Raw genomic sequence first — 17426 nt, forward strand, 5'->3', positions numbered from 1 at the left:
GCAGAGAGCGGCAGTAGCCGCGAAGGAGGCGACACATGTCGAAGAACGCGAAGATCGCCACGGGGGGAGTGGTGGTCGGGCTCATCCTGTGGATCTGGCTGCCCTGGTGGGCCGCCCTCCTGATCGTGTTGGGAGTCCCGACCGCCGCGTACCTCACCCTGGACCCCTCCCAGCGGCGCAGGCTGCGCCGAGTGGCACGCAAGGAAATCGGTCGCTGAGGGGCTAGTGACCCGCAGCGTTCCCCGCCAGTGCGCAGGAGTGGACCACGTCGCCGCCCGCGGGCCTGCCGACGGTACCGTCCGCGGGCGGCTGCTCGCCCCGTTCCACCCACGCGGTGAGCGCGCCGAGGGCCGCCCGGTAGCAGGGCAGGATGGGCCGCAGCCGATCGGGGTAGCCGTCGTACAGCCCGTCGACGTGGGTGCCGCCCTCGACGGTGTAGTAGCGGTGCAGCCGCCCGCGCCCGCTCTGCTCCACCATTCGCGTGTACACATCCGAATCCGTGGCCTTCGGCAGCAGGGCGTCCAGATCACCGTGCAGAGTGATCATCGGTTTGCCGATCCGCCCGGTGAGGGCGACCCGGGCCACCGCGCGATGGACGGACGCGGGGCGTGCCGCGTAGTCGTAGGCCGCGTCCGACCGGCAGGGCGCCAGGATCTGCTCCGTCGTGGAGCCGGCGGACGCGCCGGGGCAGGCGGCGTCGTACGTGGGATCGAACTCGGCGCGGTAGATCTTCTGCGTGACACCCCAGTACGCCTTCTCGTGGTACGGCCACAGGAACTCGGACCCGCGCGCGAACCCGGCCGCGTAGAGATCCTCGTCCCGGGCCGATCCCAGGATCCGGCCCACGGCCGTCGGCAGTGACGTCAGGAGGCTGGGACCGTCCGTGGTCCACAGGGTGCCCTCCCAGTCCACGCCGCCGTCGTACAGCTCGGGGTGGTGCTCCAGTTGCCAGCGCGTCAGGTAGCCGCCGTTCGAGACACCCGTCATGTACGTGCGCCGGGGCGTCCGCCCGTAGCGCTGTGCCACCGCGCGCTTGGCGGCGACGGTGAGTTGCGTCGTGCGCCGGTTCCACTCGGCCACGGCATCCCCGGGGCGGGTCCCGTCGCGGTAGAAGTCCGGCCCGCTGTTGCCCTTGTCGGTGGCCGCGTACGCGTAGCCCTGCGCGATCACCCAGTCCGAGATCGCCGTGTCGGTCGCGTACTGCTTGCGGGTGCCCGGGGCGCCCGTGATGACGAGACCGCCGTTCCAGTGGTCCGGCAGCCGGATCACGAACTGGGCGTCGTGCTGCCATCCGTGCGTGGAGTTGAGACGCGAGTCGTCCGGGAAGTACCCGTCGACCTGGAGCCCCGGTACACCGGACGGATTGCGGGTGGCCTTGGCGGTCAGACCCGCCTGGTCCGCCATGTCCGTGTACGGGGTCCCGGCGAGACCCGAGGTCGTCAGGTCGTCCAGGCAGGCGCTGGTCTGGAAGGCCGCGCCCGGTACCCGTACCCCCTCCCGCCCTGCGCAGTGGCCACCGTCGGTGGCGGCCGCGGGGCCGGTGAGGGCGGAGCTCAGCAGAGCGGCGGTGAGCAGCGCGACGCTGCGGGACAGGCGCATGAGGGGCCTCCGGGACATGAGGGGAGCGCAGGGCGGCCCCATGCTGCGACCACGGAAGCCCACCGACCATGGGTGCGGACCACATGGGCACCGATGTCCCTATGGGGTTTCACACGGCAGCCCCTGACCACCCCGTCCTGTGCCGCTCGCCGTCCCGTCGCCTCAGGCCGGACGCACCGCCATCTTGTCGAGCGCCTCCAGCAGCCCGGGCAGTTCCGGGCCCCGGCCCACCGGGAGAACCTCGCCGGGCTCCTCGTCGAGCAGGACGAACGCGATGTCGTCCGTCCTGGCCACCATGGACCAGCCGGGTCCGTCGGCGCGCAGCGTGCGGGCACCCCCTGGGGCGAACGAGGAGCGGACCCGGCCCAACGGCGGGGGAGTGCTCACGTAGGCGCGCGCCTCAGTGAGGACCCGGCGGATGCCGCTGCGGGCCCCACTCGTATCCTCCTCGGACTTCGCAACCTCCTCGGGCTTCGCGTCCTCCTCGACGGAGGCCGCGCCGTCTGCGGGTGCGAAGTCGGCGTCGTCGATCTGCTCGCGCCACACGGCCCACTGGAGTGCGATCTCGTCCGCGCCCAGACGACGTTGGGCGGGCCCCCAGATGTCGGTGTCCGGCGGGGAGAGCGGCTCGCGGTCGCTGAGCTCGGGCGAGGGATCGTGCGGGGCGGGTATGCCGGGTGCGGCGACGGCCACGGCCAGCGGCCAGCCCGGCAGAGCGGCGACGACCGTCCGCTCGTCGGGCGACAGTTCGTACTCCATTCCGCAGTCCCACGACGCGATCGCCACGGCCACCAGTGACACGTCGTCGATGACCACCGTCCAGCGCGCGCCGTCGCCGTCCTGACCGAGCACGAGGCCGTAGCCGTCGGCGAGGGGCGGCAGATCGAGCGCCGCGCAGGCCTCCGGATAGTCGTCGCCCAGCACGCTGGGGAACTGCGCGGGCGTCAGCAGAACCGCCGTCAGCACATACAGCGCGTCGTCCTCGGCGGCGACGGCGTCCTCGTCCGTCCCGGCCATGCCATCCTCCCCATCGGTTCCATCCGTCGGCGCACCCTAATGCGCCCGCGAGCCGGTTGTCACGAGTGCGAATGACACCAAGAGCTGCGGCTGCCCGGTCGAACGGGACGAAACGACCGAGTGGAACCGGTATCGGACGGCGGGCAGGCAGAGCAGTCTGCACACCGCTGCCCGAGGCGACTCGTCCCGCTCCCGTGCGAGGGCGACGACCGCCCGCCACGCCGGCTCGCTCAGGCCGAACGACAGGGTTCCGGATGACACCCGCGACACGGCCGCGTCCATGCGGTCCTGCTCGCCCTCGGCGCACGCCGACACAAGGGACGAACAGGTTCTCCCCCTGCCGCTCTCAACGTAGAGTTGAAGCCTCGGCGGCCGAAGGGGGACGAGACGGTGAGGCGCTTCGAGAGACTCGAACAGCTGCGGCGCCTCGACCCCGAGAGGGACGCCCTGGAGATCTACCGGCTCAGCGTCGCCTACGAGTTCCCCTGGGACTACACCCGCGCCCTGGAGCTGGCTCTGTACCGTACCTACGCCGTCCCCGGCATCGGCCGGCTGCTCGCCGAGACCGCGGAACTCACGGACCGCCCGCAGAAGCGCTACGACGACACCGCGCTGCTCCTCGACGCGGTCGTCGAGCACGGCTTCGACAGCGACGAGGGCCGCACCGCGATCCGCCGCATCAACCAGATGCATCGCAGCTACGACATCGGCAACGACGACATGCGGTACGTGCTCTGCACCTTCGTGGTGATGCCCAAGCGGTGGATCGACGCCTATGGATGGCGCAGGCTGTCCCGGCACGAGACGATCGCTTCCGCGGTGCACTACCGCACCCTGGGGCGGCACATGGGCATCCGGGACGTCCCGGGGACGTACGAGGAGTTCGAGGCGTGCCTCGACGCCTACGAGGGGGCCCACTTCGCCTGGGACCCGGCAGCCCGCCGCGTGTCCGACGCGACCCTCGCCCTGATGGCCTCCTGGTATCCGCGCCCGCTCGCACCCCTCCTGCGCCGAACGACGCTCTCCCTTCTCGACGACTCGCTCCTGAAGGCGTTCCGGTACGAGCCGCCGAGCGCCACCACACGCGCGCTGGTGCGCCGCGCGGTCCGCGCCCGTGGCCGTCTCGTCCGCCTCATGCCCCCGCGCCGAGCTCCGCACCACGCCCGGCAGAACTGGGAGATCAAGGGATATCCGAACGGCTACCGCATCGCCGACCTGGGTACCCGTCCGGTCCCCGGCGTCAGGGGCTGCCCCGTCCGTCCGGAGCGGAGTTCAGCGACCCGTCCCGGCGAGTGAGCCGAGCGTCGTCCGCAGCCACTCCAGCTCAGCCCGGCTCGTCGCACGCGCGATGGTGAGGATGCCACGCCGGAAGGGATCGTCGAGTTCCTCGGCGCGCAGTGGCCGGTCGCCTTCGTAGAAGAAGCTCGCGGGCTCCTCCAGGAAGGCGAGCCGACGGCGCAGGACGGTCGCCTGTGCCGCCGGGTCCTCCAGGTGCCTGAGGAAGGCGAGCACCGTGAACCAGCGGTTCTCGTCGGTGATGTCGCGCTGCGCCGGTTCCGCCAGCCGGCGGCGCAGCTGCCGCCTGCCTTCCTCCGTGAGTGTCAGAACGTGCCGTGGTGCCGCGACCGAACCCGGCTGCGTGGCCCGTGCCAGCAGTCCGGCCTTCTCCAGTCGCTTGATCGCGGGGTACAGGGTGCTCTCCGCGACGGGGCGTACGTGCCCCGTCAAGGCCGTGATGCGTTTGCGCAGCTCATAGCCGTGCAGCGGGGAGTCGTACAGGAAACCGAGGATGGCGAGCTCCAGCATGCCCGCATTCTGCCAATTCTGCCGCACCGTCGTTGTACATCGAGTTCGTAATACATCGGGTCCGATGTATTCTCCTCGATGGGCCATGAGCGCCGGCGCCACACGGGACAACGCGAAGGAGAAGCCGATGAGACAGGCCGAGTTCGACGGCAACGGAAGTCTGATCCGGTGGACCGAAACCGCCGGCGCGGAACCCGCGCGCGTGTACGTGCACGGACTGGGCGCGGCGTCCACGGTCTACACCGCACACATCGCGGCGCGGCCCGAACTGGCGGGCCGGCGCACCCTGTTCGTCGATCTCCCGGGACACGGGATCAGCGACCGCCCCGCAGGGTTCGCCTACACCCTGGAGGACCACGCCGACGCGCTGGCCGCCGCACTGGACGAGGCGCAGGTCGCCGGCGCCGAACTCGTCGCGCACAGCATGGGCGGGGCAGTGGCCGTCGTGCTCGCCCATCGGCGACCCGGCCTCGTGTCGCGACTGGTGCTCATCGAGGCCAACCTCGATCCGCATCCGCCGCCCGGCGCCGGCAGCAGCGGCATCGCCGCGTACACGGAAGACGAGTACGTGGGAAACGGGGGCCACGCGCGCGTGCTCGAGAAGACCGGTCCCACCTGGGCGGCGACCATGCGGCTGGCCGACCCGCTCGCCCTCCATCGCACGGCCGTGCACCTGGTGCGCGGTACGCGCCCCACGATGCGCCGCATGCTTGAGGCCCTGACGGTGGATCGCGTCTACCTTCAGGGCGAGTTGAGCGGTGAACTCGAGGACAGGGAGGGCCTGGAGGCCACCGGCGTCCGCGTGGTGACCGTGCCGGGCGCGGGACACAATGTGATGTTCGACAACCCCGATGCCCTGGTGGCCGAGGTGGCGGGACGCCGCTGAGGCTCAGCCCTCGCGGACGGACAGGGCGAGGAAACGGGAGTCCTCGTCGACGTACGACGTCATGCGCCAGCCGGAACCTGCCAGCAGCGGGCGGAGGTTGGACTCGGCACGCAGGTCGCCCGGGGTGATCTGCCGGCCCTGGCGGGCCGCGAGGGCGGCCCGGCCGATCGGATGGAACAGCGCGAGCAGGCCGCCGGGCCGCACGACACGCGCCAACTCGCGCAGATTCTCCTCCGGGTGAGGCAGGTGGGAGATCAGACCAGCCCCGAACACCGCATCGAGGGACTCCGAACGCAGCGGAAGCGCGGTCACGTCGGCGAGCAGCAGTCGCCCGTCGCGGTTCCGTCCGGCCCGCACGGCCGCCTCCAGCATCGCAGGGGTCAGGTCGGCTCCCAGGACCACCCCCGAAGGGCCCACGGCCGCACGCAGGGGTGCGAGGGCCCGGCCCGTGCCGCAGCCCGCGTCGAGCACGCGATCACCCTCGCGCAGGCCGAGTGCGGCGACCGCTGCGGCGTACGCCGGGCCGTCGTCGGGGAACCGCGTGTCCCAGTGGGCTGCGCGCGGGGTGAAGAATTCCTGGACGTGTGTGTGGTCGTTGCTCATGCTCTGCATGATCCCTCACCTTCGCGGCGGCCGCCGCTGCGCACGTGTTCGTGTGTGACGCGCACCACGGGCGCGGACCCGAGCCGGGTCGTGTGCCCCTTCGTACATCCGACGGACGAGAGCCGGTCACATCGCCCTCATGGGGGTCAGGGCCGCCGGATGCAACAGGACGTCGCCATGATGCCGACCTGCGGGGATGTACGTGCGCCGACCTGCCGCCGGCACCACCCCCCCCGTGGTGCTGTGTGCGACGCCAGGGACCGCGGCTTTGGGACGGAGGTGCCGGCCCGCCTCGTCGAGTACACCGTGCGGACGCCACCGCCCGGCGCTCCACTCGGCGGGATGACGCCGCTAGTCGGCGACGGCCGTGTACGCGAGGACCTTCTCGACCCGCACCCGGACGAGGAGCTCCCCCGGGACGCCGTTGCGGCGGCCGAACTCCTCGGCCCGCTCCGCGCCCATGTACCGGGCGCCGAGCCGGGTCGCCCAGTACCGGACCTCGTCGAGATCCTCCGACAGCCCGGCCCGGCCCTGCAGCACGACGAAGCCGTATGGGGGGCGGTCGTCGTCCACACACAGGGCGACCCGGCCGTCCCTGGCCAGATTCCGCCCCTTCACGCTCTGTCTGCCGGTGGTGAAGAGCACGTCGTCGCCCTCCAGCAGAAACCAGATCGGCGTCACATGCGGGCTGCCGTCGGCACGCACGGTGGAGAGTTTCCCGGTGCGGGTGCCGTGGGAGACGAAGGCCCGCCATTCCTCGTCGGTCATCTTCTGAGCCATGTACCCATCCTGCTTGCCGGGACGGCGGCTGTGGTGAAGGCTGGCTGATCGGAACCTCCGGCCAGGGGGGAGCGACATCACGGGGAGTACGGACCATGGCGCAGAACACGGAACTCGGCTGGCTGCTGGACGATCTGACCGAGCGTGTGGAGGACATACGCCACGCGCTGGTGCTGTCCAACGACGGACTGGTGACCGGCACGAGCACCGGCCTGCGGCGCGAGGACGCCGAGCATCTCGCCGCGGTCTCGTCCGGGCTGTACAGCCTGGCCAAGGGGTCGGGCCGTCACTTCGGCGCAGGACAGGTGCGTCAGACGATGATCGAGTTCGATGACGCGATCCTGTTCGTCACCGCGGCCGGTCCCGGCAGCTGTCTGTGTGTGCTCAGCGCCGCCGAGGCGGACATCGGCCAGATCGCGTACGAGATGACGCTGCTGGTGAACCGGGTCGGGGAGCACCTCGCCGTGGACGCGCGGCAGCGGGAGCACACCGCGAACGGGGACCTCTGACCCGCTCGGGCCCAGGCCGGCCGTGCGGCTCCGGCCGCGGGGGCACTCGCCGACCGCGATCCCGGACTTCCCCATCACATGCTCGGACCAACTGTCTGACCTGCTGGAACGGTGCGGGAGCGGAGTTATCCACAGGCTCGCTCCAGGATCGGGCGATCCGGCTACGGTTTTTTCCGAGACGGGCGCATACGGCGCTCGCACACACTCCACGGGGGAGAACCGCCATGCCCGGACAGACGATCACGTCCACCACCGCTGAAGTCGCCGGCACCGGCGCGGGTTCCGCGTCGCGGCGGCCGTCGCTCGCGCTGAGCGGCGCCGCACGGGAACTGGACCTCAAACGGGGCGAGCTCGATCTCGCGGTCCAGCTCGGATATGTGCGCACCGTGCCCGACGAAGGCGGAGGAGGCCGTCGCGTCACCCGCACGGAGATCGAGCGGGTGCGCTCCGGCGACGGGGGGCCGGGGGCGCTGCGCGAGCGGGTCACGACGGTGGGCACGAGGGACGGCGCGGCCCTGATGGGGGTGACGCCCTCCAGGTTCACGAGGTTCGCCCGACTCGGGCTGCTGGTGCCGGTGACGTTCTACGTGAACCGCTACAGGGCCGCGGTGTGGCTGTACCTGGCCCAGGACGTGCAGCAGTTCGCCGACGGCGAGGAGAACGCCGCACTGCTCACGGGCCGCATGCCGGAGGGACTGCTGGACCAACTGGACGCGGGGCTGGACCTGCGGCCCCGCAACTGGCGCGGGCGCCATCTCGGATTCCAGTTGCGGCAGACGGAGGATCCGTGGGCGAAGGCCGCCGTGGTGGCGTCCCTGCTGGACCCGATGCAGGTGGCGGAGATCGTCCGGGATCCCTATGAGCGCGCCCAGCTGAACCGTCTGCGACCCGCGCTGGCTCGGCCCGGAGCGACGGACTCGCCCTCTGCCCTGACCGCCGCGCGGATCATGACAGCGGAGGACCCCGACGAAATCGGCTGGCTCCGGGCCGATTTGACACAGGCCCTCATCGAGGCGCGCCGGCACCGGCCCGCCTCCCGCCCGTCACCGGGGGTACCCGAGGAACGGCCGCCCGAGACCGCGCATGTCCGCGGGAACACGGCGCTCCCCGGCGGCACCGCTGTTCACGGGACCACGGCCGTCCGCCGGAGCACCGCGCCGCACGGAGCCACGGCCGGCCGCCAGGCCGTGAGGGGTGCCGGCTCCACGCCCGCCCGTGAGGAGGCGCGTGCCCCCGGACCGCTGCTCGCCCGTCATGCCCCGGCCGTCCGGCACCAGCCGATCCGTCCGCGAGGCATGCTCGGGTGGCTGCGCCGCAGAAACCCCTGACCGGCGCGGCCGCGGCCGGCAGGGCCCGTACCGACACCCAGGTGTCGTCACCGGGCGAGCCTGCGGAACAGGCCCTCCTGGACGACCGAGACGAGCAGGCGTCCCTCGAGGTCGTAGATGCGGCCCCGGGCCAGACCGCGGCCGCCCACCGCGATCGGGGACTCCTGGTCGTACAGGAACCACTCGTCCGCGCGGAACGGCCGGTGGAACCACATGGCATGGTCCAGCGACGCCATGTCGAAGCCGCGCGGCCCCCACAGCGGTTCGACGGGGATGCGGACCGCGTCCAGGAGCGTCATGTCGCTCGCGTACGTCAGCGCGCAGGTGTGCACGAGCGGGTCGTCCCCCAGCGGACCGACGGCCCGCATCCACACAGCGCTGCGTGGCTCCGCGTCCTTGACCTCCTCGGCGCTCCAGCGCAGCCGGTCCACGTAGCGGATGTCGAAGGGCTGACGCCGGGCCATCCGCTCCAGCGTCTCCGGCAGCGCGCCGAGATGCTCCTGGACCTCCTGCGCCACCGTCGGCAGCGACTCCGGGCCGGGCACGTCACGGGCCGGCGGCAACTGGTGCTCGAAGCTCCCCTCTTCAGGCTTGTGGAAGGAGGCGGTCAGATTGAAGATCGTGCGGCCCTGTTGCACGGCGGTGACCCGGCGGGTCGTGAAGGACCTCCCGTCACGGATCCGTTCGACCTGGTACACGATGGGCAGGCCCGGGACGCCCGGGCGCAGGAAGTACGCGTGCAGGGAGTGCACGGGGCGTTCACCGTCCGTGGTGCGGCCGGCGGCGACCAGTGCCTGGCCGGCCACCTGGCCGCCGAAGACGCGTTGCAGTGACTCCTGCGGACTGCGGCCACGGAAGATGTTGACCTCGACCTGTTCCAGGTCGAGCAGGTCGACGAGCCTGTCGGCCGGGTTCGTCATGGGCGGGCCCCTCCTGTGTTCACAGCTGGCCGACGTCGGTGACCCGGACCACGGCGCGGCCCTCCGCGTCGGAGGCCACGAGGTCGACCTCGGCGCTGATGCCCCAGTCGTGATCCCCGTTCGGGTCGGCGAAGGCCTGCCGGACACGCCACAGTCCGTTCTCCGGCTCCTGCTCGATCATCAACAGCTTCGGGCCCCGGGCATCGGGTCCGGTGCCCAGCTCGTCGTACTCGTCCCAGTACTTGTCCATGGCCGCGCCCCATGCCTCGGCGTCCCAGCCGGATTCGGCGTCCATGTCGCCGAGTTCCTCGATCTGGTCGAGGGCGGCCAGCTCCACGCGACGGAACATGGCGTTGCGGACCAGGACGCGGAACGCCCTCGCGTTCGCGGTGACGGGCTTGACCTCGTCGGCCTTCTCCTGCGCCTCCTCGGCCGTCACCTCCTCCGGGTTGGCCAGTTGCTCCCACTCGTCCAGCAGGCTGGAGTCGACCTGGCGCACCATCTCGCCGAGCCAGGCGATCAGGTCCTCCAGGTCGTCCGACTTCAGGTCGTCCGGGACGGTGTGGTCGAGGGCCTTGTAGGCGCCGGCAAGGTAGCGCAGCACGATGCCCTCGGTGCGGGCCAGCTCGTAGAAGGACACGAACTCCGTGAAGGTCAGGGCCCGTTCGTACATGTCGCGGATCACCGACTTCGGCGACAGCGGGTGGTCACCGACCCACGGGTGGCTCTTGCGGTAGGTGTTGTACGCCTGGAAGAGCAGCTCCTCCAGCGGCTTGGGGTACGTCACGTCCTGCAGCCGCTCCATGCGCTCCTCGTAGTCGACACCGTCCGCCTTCATCGCGGCCACGGCCTCGCCGCGCGCCTTGTTCTGCTGGGCGGCGAGGATCTGCCGTGGGTCGTCCAGCGTGGACTCGATGACGGAGACCATGTCGAGGGCGTAGGAAGGGGACTCGGGGTCGAGGAGCTCGAACGCGGCCAGCGCGAAGGTCGACAGCGGCTGGTTCAGCGCGAAGTCCTGCTGGAGATCGACCGTGAGGCGCACGATGCGGCCGGTGGGGTCCGGCGCGTCGAGCTTCTCGACGATGCCGCCGTCCAGCAGCGAGCGGTAGATCGCGATGGCGCGCCGGATGTGCCGCAGCTGCTGCTTGCGCGGCTCGTGGTTGTCCTCCAGCAGATGGCGCATCGCCTCGAAGGCGTTGCCCGGCCGGGCGATCACCGACAGCAGCATCGTGTGGGTGACCCGGAAGCGGGAGGTGAGCGGCTCCGGCTCGGAGGCGATCAGCTTCTCGAAGGTGTTCTCCGTCCAGCCGACGAAGCCCTCCGGCGCCTTCTTGCGCACCACCTTGCGGCGCTTCTTCGGGTCGTCCCCGGCCTTGGCGAGCGCCTTCTCGTTCTCGATGACGTGCTCGGGCGCCTGAGCCACGACGAGGCCCGCCGTGTCGAACCCGGCGCGGCCCGCGCGACCCGCGATCTGGTGGAACTCGCGGGCGCGCAGGGTGCGCACCCGGCTGCCGTCGTACTTGGTCAGCGCCGTGAACAGCACCGTGCGAATGGGGACGTTGACGCCGACACCCAGGGTGTCCGTGCCGCAGATGACCTTCAGGAGACCGGCCTGGGCCAGCTTCTCCACGAGTCGCCGGTACTTGGGCAGCATGCCGGCGTGATGGACCCCGATGCCGTGACGCACATAGCGGGAGAGATTGCGGCCGAACTTGGTGGTGAAGCGGAAGTTGCCGATCAGCTGCGCGATCTCGTCCTTCTCCTCGCGCGAGCACATGTTGATGCTCATCAGCGCCTGTGCCCGCTCCACGGCCTGCGCCTGGGTGAAGTGGACGATGTAGACGGGGGCCTGCCGGGACTCCAGGAGCTCGGTGAGGGTCTCGGTGAGCGGAGTGAGCCGGTACTCGTACGAGAGCGGCACCGGACGCGTCGCCGAGCGCACCACCGTCGTCGGACGGCCGGTGCGGCGCGTCAGGTCCTTCTCGAACATCGAGACGTCACCGAGGGTCGCCGACATCAGGATGAACTGCGCCTGCGGCAGCTCCAGGATCGGGATCTGCCACGCCCAGCCGCGGTCCCCCTCGGCGTAGAAGTGGAACTCGTCCATCACGACCTGGCCCACATCGGCCTGCCTGCCGTCACGCAGCGCGATCGAGGCGAGGACCTCGGCCGTACAGCAGATCACAGGGGCGTCGGCGTTGACGGACGCGTCGCCGGTGAGCATGCCGACGTTCTCCGTGCCGAAGATCTTGCACAGCTCGAAGAACTTCTCCGAGACGAGAGCCTTGATCGGCGCGGTGTAGAAGGTGACCTCGTCCCGGGCGAGCGCAGCGAAGTGCGCACCCGCGGCGATCATGCTCTTTCCGGATCCGGTGGGAGTCGACACGATCACGTTCGCTCCCGAGACCACCTCGATCAGCGCCTCCTCCTGGTGCGGATAGAGGGTGAGACCGCGCTCCTGGGCCCACGACTCGAAGGCTTCGTAGAGGGCGTCGGGGTCTGCGGTCGGCGGGAGCTGATCGATGAGGGTCACGTCCCCATCTTGCCTGCCCTGGCACCCGATGGGGGAATCCGCTGCCGATCCGAAGATCACGAGGGCTACGCTGTGGCGCCGACGAAGCGTCAGTGCGCCCGCAACGGGCCGGCGCTGCACAAGAAATGGGGCGGGAAGCGGGATGATGGGACCAGCACACTCACTGTCGGGGGCCGCGGCCTGGCTCGGGGTAGGCGCGGCCGCCGCGGCGGCGGGGCACCCGATGCCCTGGCCGGTCCTCCTCGTCGGCGCTCTCATCTGCGCGGGTGCCGCGCTGGCCCCGGACCTGGACCACAAGGCGGCCACCATCTCGCGAGCCTTCGGCCCTCTCTCCCGCTGGCTGTGCGAGATCGTCGACAAGCTGTCCTACGCCGTCTACAAGGCGTCCCGGAAGCCCGGCGACCCGCGCCGGTCCGGAGGCCACCGCACGCTGACGCACACATGGCTGTGGGCGGTGCTGATCGGTGCGGGCACGTCCGCGGCCGCCATCGCGGGCGGCCGGTGGGCGGTGCTGGCCATTCTCTTCGTGCACATGGTGCTGGCCATCGAAGGGCTGCTGTGGCGGGCGGCGCGTGGTTCGAGCAGCGATGTGCTGGTGTGGCTGCTGGCCGCGACGAGCGCGTGGATCCTCGCGGGCATCCTCGACAAACCGGGCAACGGGTCGGACTGGCTGTTCACCGCTCCGGGGCAGGAGTACCTGTGGCTCGGCCTTCCGATCGTCCTCGGCGCCCTGGTGCACGACATCGGGGACGCGCTGACGGTGTCCGGCTGCCCGATCCTGTGGCCGATACCGGTGGGCCGCAAGCGCTGGTACCCGGTGGGACCGCCGAAGGCGATGCGGTTCCGGGCGGGCAGCTGGGTCGAGCTGAAGGTGCTGATGCCGGTGTTCATGCTGCTCGGAGGGGTGGGCGGCGCGGCGGCGCTCAACGTCATCTGAGGACGCCGGCCGGCGCGGGCGGGGGTGCCGGGCGGCGTCCTCAGCCCGACAGGGTGTCCTCGTCGACGATGTGCACGGCAGCCTCCTCGGCAGAGGCCGCCGCACCGTCGATGCCCACGTCGGTGGCGATCAAGCCGCTTTCCTCGTCCTCGTGCGCTCCCTCGTCGGGGGCGACGAGCCGGCCGGAGCGGGCGTCGCCCACCTCGTTGTCGAGAGGTTCGCCGTCGCTGTCCGCGCTGTCGCCTATGCCGTCGCCGTCCGGGACCGTGATGTCAGGGACCTCCTCGGCGAGCCGCTCGTCCAGGGTCTCGCCGCGCTGCCTCTCGGCCGCGGTCACGCCCGTGTGCTCCACCGCCCACGGCCGCTCCGGGGGCGACCATCCGCGGTCGAGCGGGTTGCTGACTCCGTCGGCGTCCAGGGTGTCCTCGGCGTCGAGCAGCCCCGCGTCGTCCTGCACCCCGGATCCGTCGGGCTGGTAGACGTCGTCTCCCCATCCCTCGGTGCTGTCCACGGGTACCTCCAGGTGGTGCGGCGGAACCGGAAGCCGCCGTGCCCGACGGCGGACGTGGGGGCGCCGCCCGGCGCGGACCGCGCCCTCCCGGACCGGATGGTTCCGGCACTCCCCCCGCGCCGGTTCCACATCCAGCCTTCCACCCCCCTTCGTCCCCGCGCAACGGCAGCGGCGACACGGGCGCCGGGCAGCGGAAGCGGGCAGTAACCGGCGGCGGAACCCCGCGGGTCCGCCCCCCGCCCCCGGCGCGAGGCCGACGTCAGCCGTGCCAGGACCGCCACAGCGCGGCGTACGCCCCGTCCGCAGCGACCAGCTCGTCATGGCTGCCCAGCTCGCTGATCCGCCCGCTCTCGACGACGGCGATGACGTCGGCGTCATGGGCGGTGTGCAGCCGGTGGGCGATCGCGACGACGGTGCGGCCGTCCAGGACACGGGCCAGGGAGCGTTCCAGATGGCGGGCCGCGCGCGGGTCGAGGAGCGAGGTGGCCTCGTCGAGGACCAGCGTGTGCGGATCGGCGAGCACCAGCCGGGCCAGCGCGATCTGCTGCGCCTGCGCCGGGGTGAGCGCCAGACCGCCGGAGCCGACCTCGGTGTCCAGACCGTCGTCCAGCGCCCGCGCCCAGCCGCCCGCGTCGACCGCGTCCAGCGCCGCCCACAGCTCGGCGTCGACGGCCTCCACGGAGGTTCCCATCGCCCCGCTCGTGCGAAGACGCGAGTGGGGGAGGGCCAGCAGCAGGTTGTCGCGCAGGGAGCCGACGAACACATGGTGCTCCTGGTTGACCAGGGCCACGTGTGCGCGCACCCGCTCGGCGGGCATCCGGGAAAGCTCCGCGCCACCGAGGGTGATCCGGCCGGCCCGCGGCGCGTAGATCCCGGCGAGCAGCCGGCCCAGCGTGGACTTGCCCGCGCCGGAGGGTCCGACCAGGGCGAGCCGGGTCCCGGGCGCCACCTCCAGGGAGACCTTGCGCAGCACGTCGACGCCCTCGCGGTAACCGAAGAGCACCTCGTCGGCCTCGACGTCGCGTCCCTCGGGGGCCAGTGACGTGTCGCCCGCGTCCGGCTCGATGCCGCGGACCCCGACCAGCCGGGCCAGCGACACCTGGGCGACCTGCAGCTCGTCGTACCAGCGAAGGATCAGGCCCACCGGCTCGACGAGCATCTGCGCGATGAGCGCGCCCGTCGTCAGCTGGCCGACGCCGATCCAGCCCTGCAGGACGAACACCCCGCCGATCATCAGGACCGAGGACAGCACCATGGTGTGGGTGAGGTTGATGACCGGGAAGAGCACAGACCGCAGCCACAGCGTGTACCGCTCCCATGCGGTCCACTCCCTGATCCGCCGGTCGGACAGCTCGATGCGCCGATGTCCGAGGCGGTGGGCCTCGACGGTACGCCCCGCGTCGACGGTCTCGGCGAGGACGGCGGCCACGGCCGCGTACCCCGCGGCCTCGGAGCGGTAGGCCGAGGGCGCCCGCCTGAAGTACCAGCGGCATCCGATCACCAGCAGGGGCAACGCGATGAGCACGGCGGGAGCGAGCGGAGGGGCGGTGACGGCCAGGCCGCCGAGCAGCAGCAGCGCCCACACCACGCCGATGGCCAGTTGCGGCACGGCCTCGCGCATGGCCTCGGCGAGCCGGTCGATGTCGGTGGTGATCCGGGAGAGCAGATCTCCGGTCCCGGCCCGCTCCAGGACCCCCGGCGGCAGCCCCACCGACCGTACGAGGAAGTCCTCCCGGAGATCGGCCAGCGTGCGCTCGCCGAGCACGGCACCGCGCAGCCGCACCAGTCGCACGAACACGGCCTGGACGACGAGCGCCAGGACGAACAGCGCGACGGTGGAGCCGAGACGGAGGTCCCGCGCCCCGGCGGACACGCGCTCCACCAGTCCGCCCAGCAGGTACGGGCCCACCATCGAGGCGACGACGGAGACCGTGTTCACGACGATGAGCAGGAGGAAGGACCGGCGGTGCCGGCGGAACAGTTCGGCCACATAGGCGCGTACGGTCGCGGGGGCGCCGACGGGCAGGGTGTCCGCCGCCGTCGGTGCCGCCGGGTCGTACGCCGGTGGCGCCACGCCGATCACGCGCTCTCCTCGATCTCTTCCAGTTCGGCCGGGACGCCGTCGTGGCGGGCGGCCTCGTCGTCGGTCTCGCGGGTCACGACCGCGCGGTAACGGGGCTCGGCGCGCAGCAGTTCGCGGTGCAGGCCGACCGCCGCCACGTCGCCCCCGTGCACCAGCACGACCCGGTCCGCGCGGTCCAGGAGCAGCGGGGACGAGGTGAACACGACCGTCGTGCGGCCCGCCCGCAGCCGGCGCAGTCCCTCGGCGATCCGCGCCTCCGTGTGCGAGTCGACGGCGGAGGTCGGTTCGTCGAGGACCAGCACCTGCGGGTCCGTGAGCAGCGACCGGGCCAGGGCGAGCCGCTGGCGCTGCCCTCCGGACAGGGACCGTCCGCGCTCGGTGATCCGTGCGTCCATCGGGCTCTCGCCGGCCCGCGACGCCTGCGTGAGCGCGTCCAGGACGTCGTCGCACTGCGCGGCGGCCAGGGCGTCCTTGGCGCTGACGGCGCCCGAGGCGGGCACGTCCAGGAGTTCCCTCAGCGAGCCGGACAGCAGCACCGGGTCCTTGTCCTGGACGAGGACCGCCGTACGCGCGGAGTCCAGCGGCAGTTCGTCCAGCGGGACGCCGCCCAGGAGCACCGAGGTGCCCTCCTCGGCGGGATGGCCGCCCAGCCGTTCGGCCAGCACGCCGGCCGCGTCCGGGTTGCCGCAGACCACGGCGGTGAGCCGCCCGGCGGGCGCGAGCAGCCCGGTCCGGGGGTCGTACAGGTCACCGACCGGGACGCATGCCTCGCGGGAGCCTGCGGAGTCCGTGGCGCGCGCCAGCGACAGCACCCGGGCCGCGCGCCGGGCGGACGGCCGCGAGAAGGAGTACGCCATGGCGATCTCCTGGAAGTGCTGCAGCGGATAGGTGAGCAGCATCACCGCGCTGTACACCGTGACCAGTTCGCCGATTGCGATCCGGCCCTCACGGGCCAGCTGCACCCCGCGCCAGACCACCGTGATCATCAGCAGGCCCGGCAGCAGCACCTGCACCGCCGAGATCAGCGACCACATCCGGGCACTGCGCACGGCCGCCGCACGCACCTCCTGCGAGGCCCGGCGGTAGCGGTCCAGGAACAGTTCCTCGCCGCCGATGCCGCGCAGCACCCTGAGCCCCGCCACGGTGTCCGAAGCCAGTTCGGTGGCCCGGCCCGCCTTCTCGCGCTGGATGTCGGCGCGCCGGGTCGCCCGGGGCAGCAGCGGTAGCACGGTGAGCGCCAGTACCGGTACGCCCACGGCCACGACGACGCCCAGCGCGGGCTGGTAGACGACGAGACCGGCACAGACCGCGACGACGGTGACCGCGGCCGCGCCGAAGCGTGAGACGGCCTCCACGAACCAGCCGATCTTCTCGACGTCGCCGGTGGAGACCGCGACCACCTCACCGGCCGCGACCCGTCGGGTCAGGGCGGAGCCGAGATGGGCCGTCCGGCGGGCCAGGAGCTGCTGCACCCGCGCGGCCGCCGTGATCCAGTTGGTGACCGCGGTGCGGTGCAGCATGGTGTCGCCCAGCGCGATGCCGGCTCCGCACACCAAGAGCAGCCCACCCGTCAGAGCGAGCCGCGCGCCCGAGCGGTCCACGACGGCCTGGACGGCGAGGCCCACGCAGAACGGCAGCCCGCAGACGGACAGGAAGTGCAGCAGCCCCCATGCGAGGGACCTGGCCTGCCCGCCCAGCTGACTACGGCCGAGCCACCACAGAAACCGGGGACCCGAGCGCGCGTCCGGCACACCCGGGTCGGGATACGGAAGGTCGTGAATCTGCATGACGTCCCAGGGGCTCGTGTCAGGGGTGGATTCCGGGCGTGCGGCGCGGGCGGCGGTGCGCGGGAACGTCCGCGGGACCCGCAACAAACCGTGAAAGGTTCGCGTCGGAGTGTGGTCGGAGGCAAAC

Annotated in this window: 16 protein-coding genes; 6 read left to right on the forward strand and 10 right to left on the reverse strand. The window is 71.8% G+C overall.

Annotation, left to right across the window (positions count from 1 at the left end):
- The first annotated feature begins 35 nt into the window (after positions 1-35).
- Positions 36-218: a hypothetical protein gene (locus ACZ79I_RS36565; protein ID WP_471503560.1), complete on the forward strand. Its 183-nt coding sequence runs from the start codon at positions 36-38 to the stop codon at positions 216-218.
- Between the two features lie 4 nt (positions 219-222).
- Here ACZ79I_RS36565 and ACZ79I_RS36570 read toward each other — a convergent pair whose 3' ends face one another.
- Both ACZ79I_RS36570 and ACZ79I_RS36575 read right to left on the reverse strand, forming a co-directional pair.
- Positions 223-1599 (reverse strand): tannase/feruloyl esterase family alpha/beta hydrolase, encoded by a 1377-nt coding sequence (locus tag ACZ79I_RS36570; RefSeq protein ID WP_471505454.1) that lies wholly within the window; start codon positions 1597-1599, stop codon positions 223-225.
- A 162-nt stretch (positions 1600-1761) separates the two neighbouring features.
- A complete protein-coding gene (locus tag ACZ79I_RS36575; protein WP_471503562.1) occupies positions 1762-2616 on the reverse strand; it encodes a hypothetical protein in 855 nt (284 codons plus the stop codon).
- Positions 2617-3006: 390 nt separating this feature from the next.
- Between ACZ79I_RS36575 and ACZ79I_RS36580 the strand changes: the two genes are divergently transcribed.
- Complete coding sequence (locus ACZ79I_RS36580; protein ID WP_471503564.1) at positions 3007-3912, forward strand: oxygenase MpaB family protein; 906 nt, start codon at positions 3007-3009, stop codon at positions 3910-3912.
- On the opposite strand, the gene ACZ79I_RS36585 is transcribed toward ACZ79I_RS36580, so the two are convergent.
- Complete coding sequence (locus ACZ79I_RS36585; RefSeq protein ID WP_471503566.1) at positions 3889-4422, reverse strand: PadR family transcriptional regulator; 534 nt, start codon at positions 4420-4422, stop codon at positions 3889-3891. The genes ACZ79I_RS36580 and ACZ79I_RS36585 overlap by 24 nt on opposite strands.
- Positions 4423-4549: 127 nt before the next feature.
- Here ACZ79I_RS36585 and ACZ79I_RS36590 point away from each other — a divergent pair, with 127 nt between their 5' ends.
- A complete protein-coding gene (locus tag ACZ79I_RS36590; RefSeq protein WP_471503568.1) occupies positions 4550-5308 on the forward strand; it encodes an alpha/beta fold hydrolase in 759 nt (252 codons plus the stop codon).
- A gap of 3 nt (positions 5309-5311) precedes the next feature.
- Here ACZ79I_RS36590 and ACZ79I_RS36595 read toward each other — a convergent pair whose 3' ends face one another.
- Complete coding sequence (locus ACZ79I_RS36595; protein ID WP_471505457.1) at positions 5312-5911, reverse strand: class I SAM-dependent methyltransferase; 600 nt, start codon at positions 5909-5911, stop codon at positions 5312-5314.
- A gap of 351 nt (positions 5912-6262) precedes the next feature.
- Positions 6263-6691, reverse strand: coding sequence for a PPOX class F420-dependent oxidoreductase (locus ACZ79I_RS36600; RefSeq protein WP_471503570.1), 429 nt, complete (start codon positions 6689-6691; stop codon positions 6263-6265).
- 95 nt (positions 6692-6786) lie between these two features.
- Between ACZ79I_RS36600 and ACZ79I_RS36605 the strand changes: the two genes are divergently transcribed.
- Both ACZ79I_RS36605 and ACZ79I_RS36610 read left to right on the forward strand, forming a co-directional pair.
- Complete coding sequence (locus tag ACZ79I_RS36605) at positions 6787-7200, forward strand: roadblock/LC7 domain-containing protein (RefSeq protein WP_471503572.1); 414 nt, start codon at positions 6787-6789, stop codon at positions 7198-7200.
- Positions 7201-7424: 224 nt separating this feature from the next.
- Positions 7425-8528 (forward strand): DUF6397 family protein, encoded by a 1104-nt coding sequence (locus ACZ79I_RS36610; protein ID WP_471503574.1) that lies wholly within the window; start codon positions 7425-7427, stop codon positions 8526-8528.
- A 47-nt stretch (positions 8529-8575) separates the two neighbouring features.
- Here the strand turns inward: ACZ79I_RS36610 and ACZ79I_RS36615 are convergent, their stop codons facing one another.
- Both ACZ79I_RS36615 and ACZ79I_RS36620 read right to left on the reverse strand, forming a co-directional pair.
- The gene (locus ACZ79I_RS36615) at positions 8576-9448 is read right to left on the reverse strand and encodes an acyl-CoA thioesterase (protein WP_471503576.1); all 873 of its coding nucleotides are present in this window, start codon (positions 9446-9448) and stop codon (positions 8576-8578) included.
- Positions 9449-9467: 19 nt separating this feature from the next.
- Complete coding sequence (locus ACZ79I_RS36620; RefSeq protein WP_471503578.1) at positions 9468-11981, reverse strand: DEAD/DEAH box helicase; 2514 nt, start codon at positions 11979-11981, stop codon at positions 9468-9470.
- A 142-nt stretch (positions 11982-12123) separates the two neighbouring features.
- Between ACZ79I_RS36620 and ACZ79I_RS36625 the strand changes: the two genes are divergently transcribed.
- A complete protein-coding gene (locus tag ACZ79I_RS36625) occupies positions 12124-12918 on the forward strand; it encodes a metal-dependent hydrolase (RefSeq protein WP_471503580.1) in 795 nt (264 codons plus the stop codon).
- Between the two features lie 40 nt (positions 12919-12958).
- Here the strand turns inward: ACZ79I_RS36625 and ACZ79I_RS36630 are convergent, their stop codons facing one another.
- The 3 genes from ACZ79I_RS36630 to ACZ79I_RS36640 all read right to left on the reverse strand — a co-directional run bounded on the left by ACZ79I_RS36630 (position 12959) and on the right by ACZ79I_RS36640 (position 17299).
- Positions 12959-13429 (reverse strand): DUF5709 domain-containing protein, encoded by a 471-nt coding sequence (locus tag ACZ79I_RS36630; protein ID WP_471503582.1) that lies wholly within the window; start codon positions 13427-13429, stop codon positions 12959-12961.
- A 259-nt stretch (positions 13430-13688) separates the two neighbouring features.
- A complete protein-coding gene (locus ACZ79I_RS36635) occupies positions 13689-15512 on the reverse strand; it encodes an ABC transporter ATP-binding protein (RefSeq protein WP_471503584.1) in 1824 nt (607 codons plus the stop codon).
- Positions 15509-17299, reverse strand: coding sequence for an ABC transporter transmembrane domain-containing protein (locus tag ACZ79I_RS36640; protein WP_471503586.1), 1791 nt, complete (start codon positions 17297-17299; stop codon positions 15509-15511). The genes ACZ79I_RS36635 and ACZ79I_RS36640 overlap by 4 nt, the downstream gene beginning before the upstream one ends.
- Positions 17300-17426 lie beyond the last annotated feature (127 nt).

The sequence above is a fragment of the Streptomyces sp. PSU-S4-23 genome, assembly GCF_055632315.1.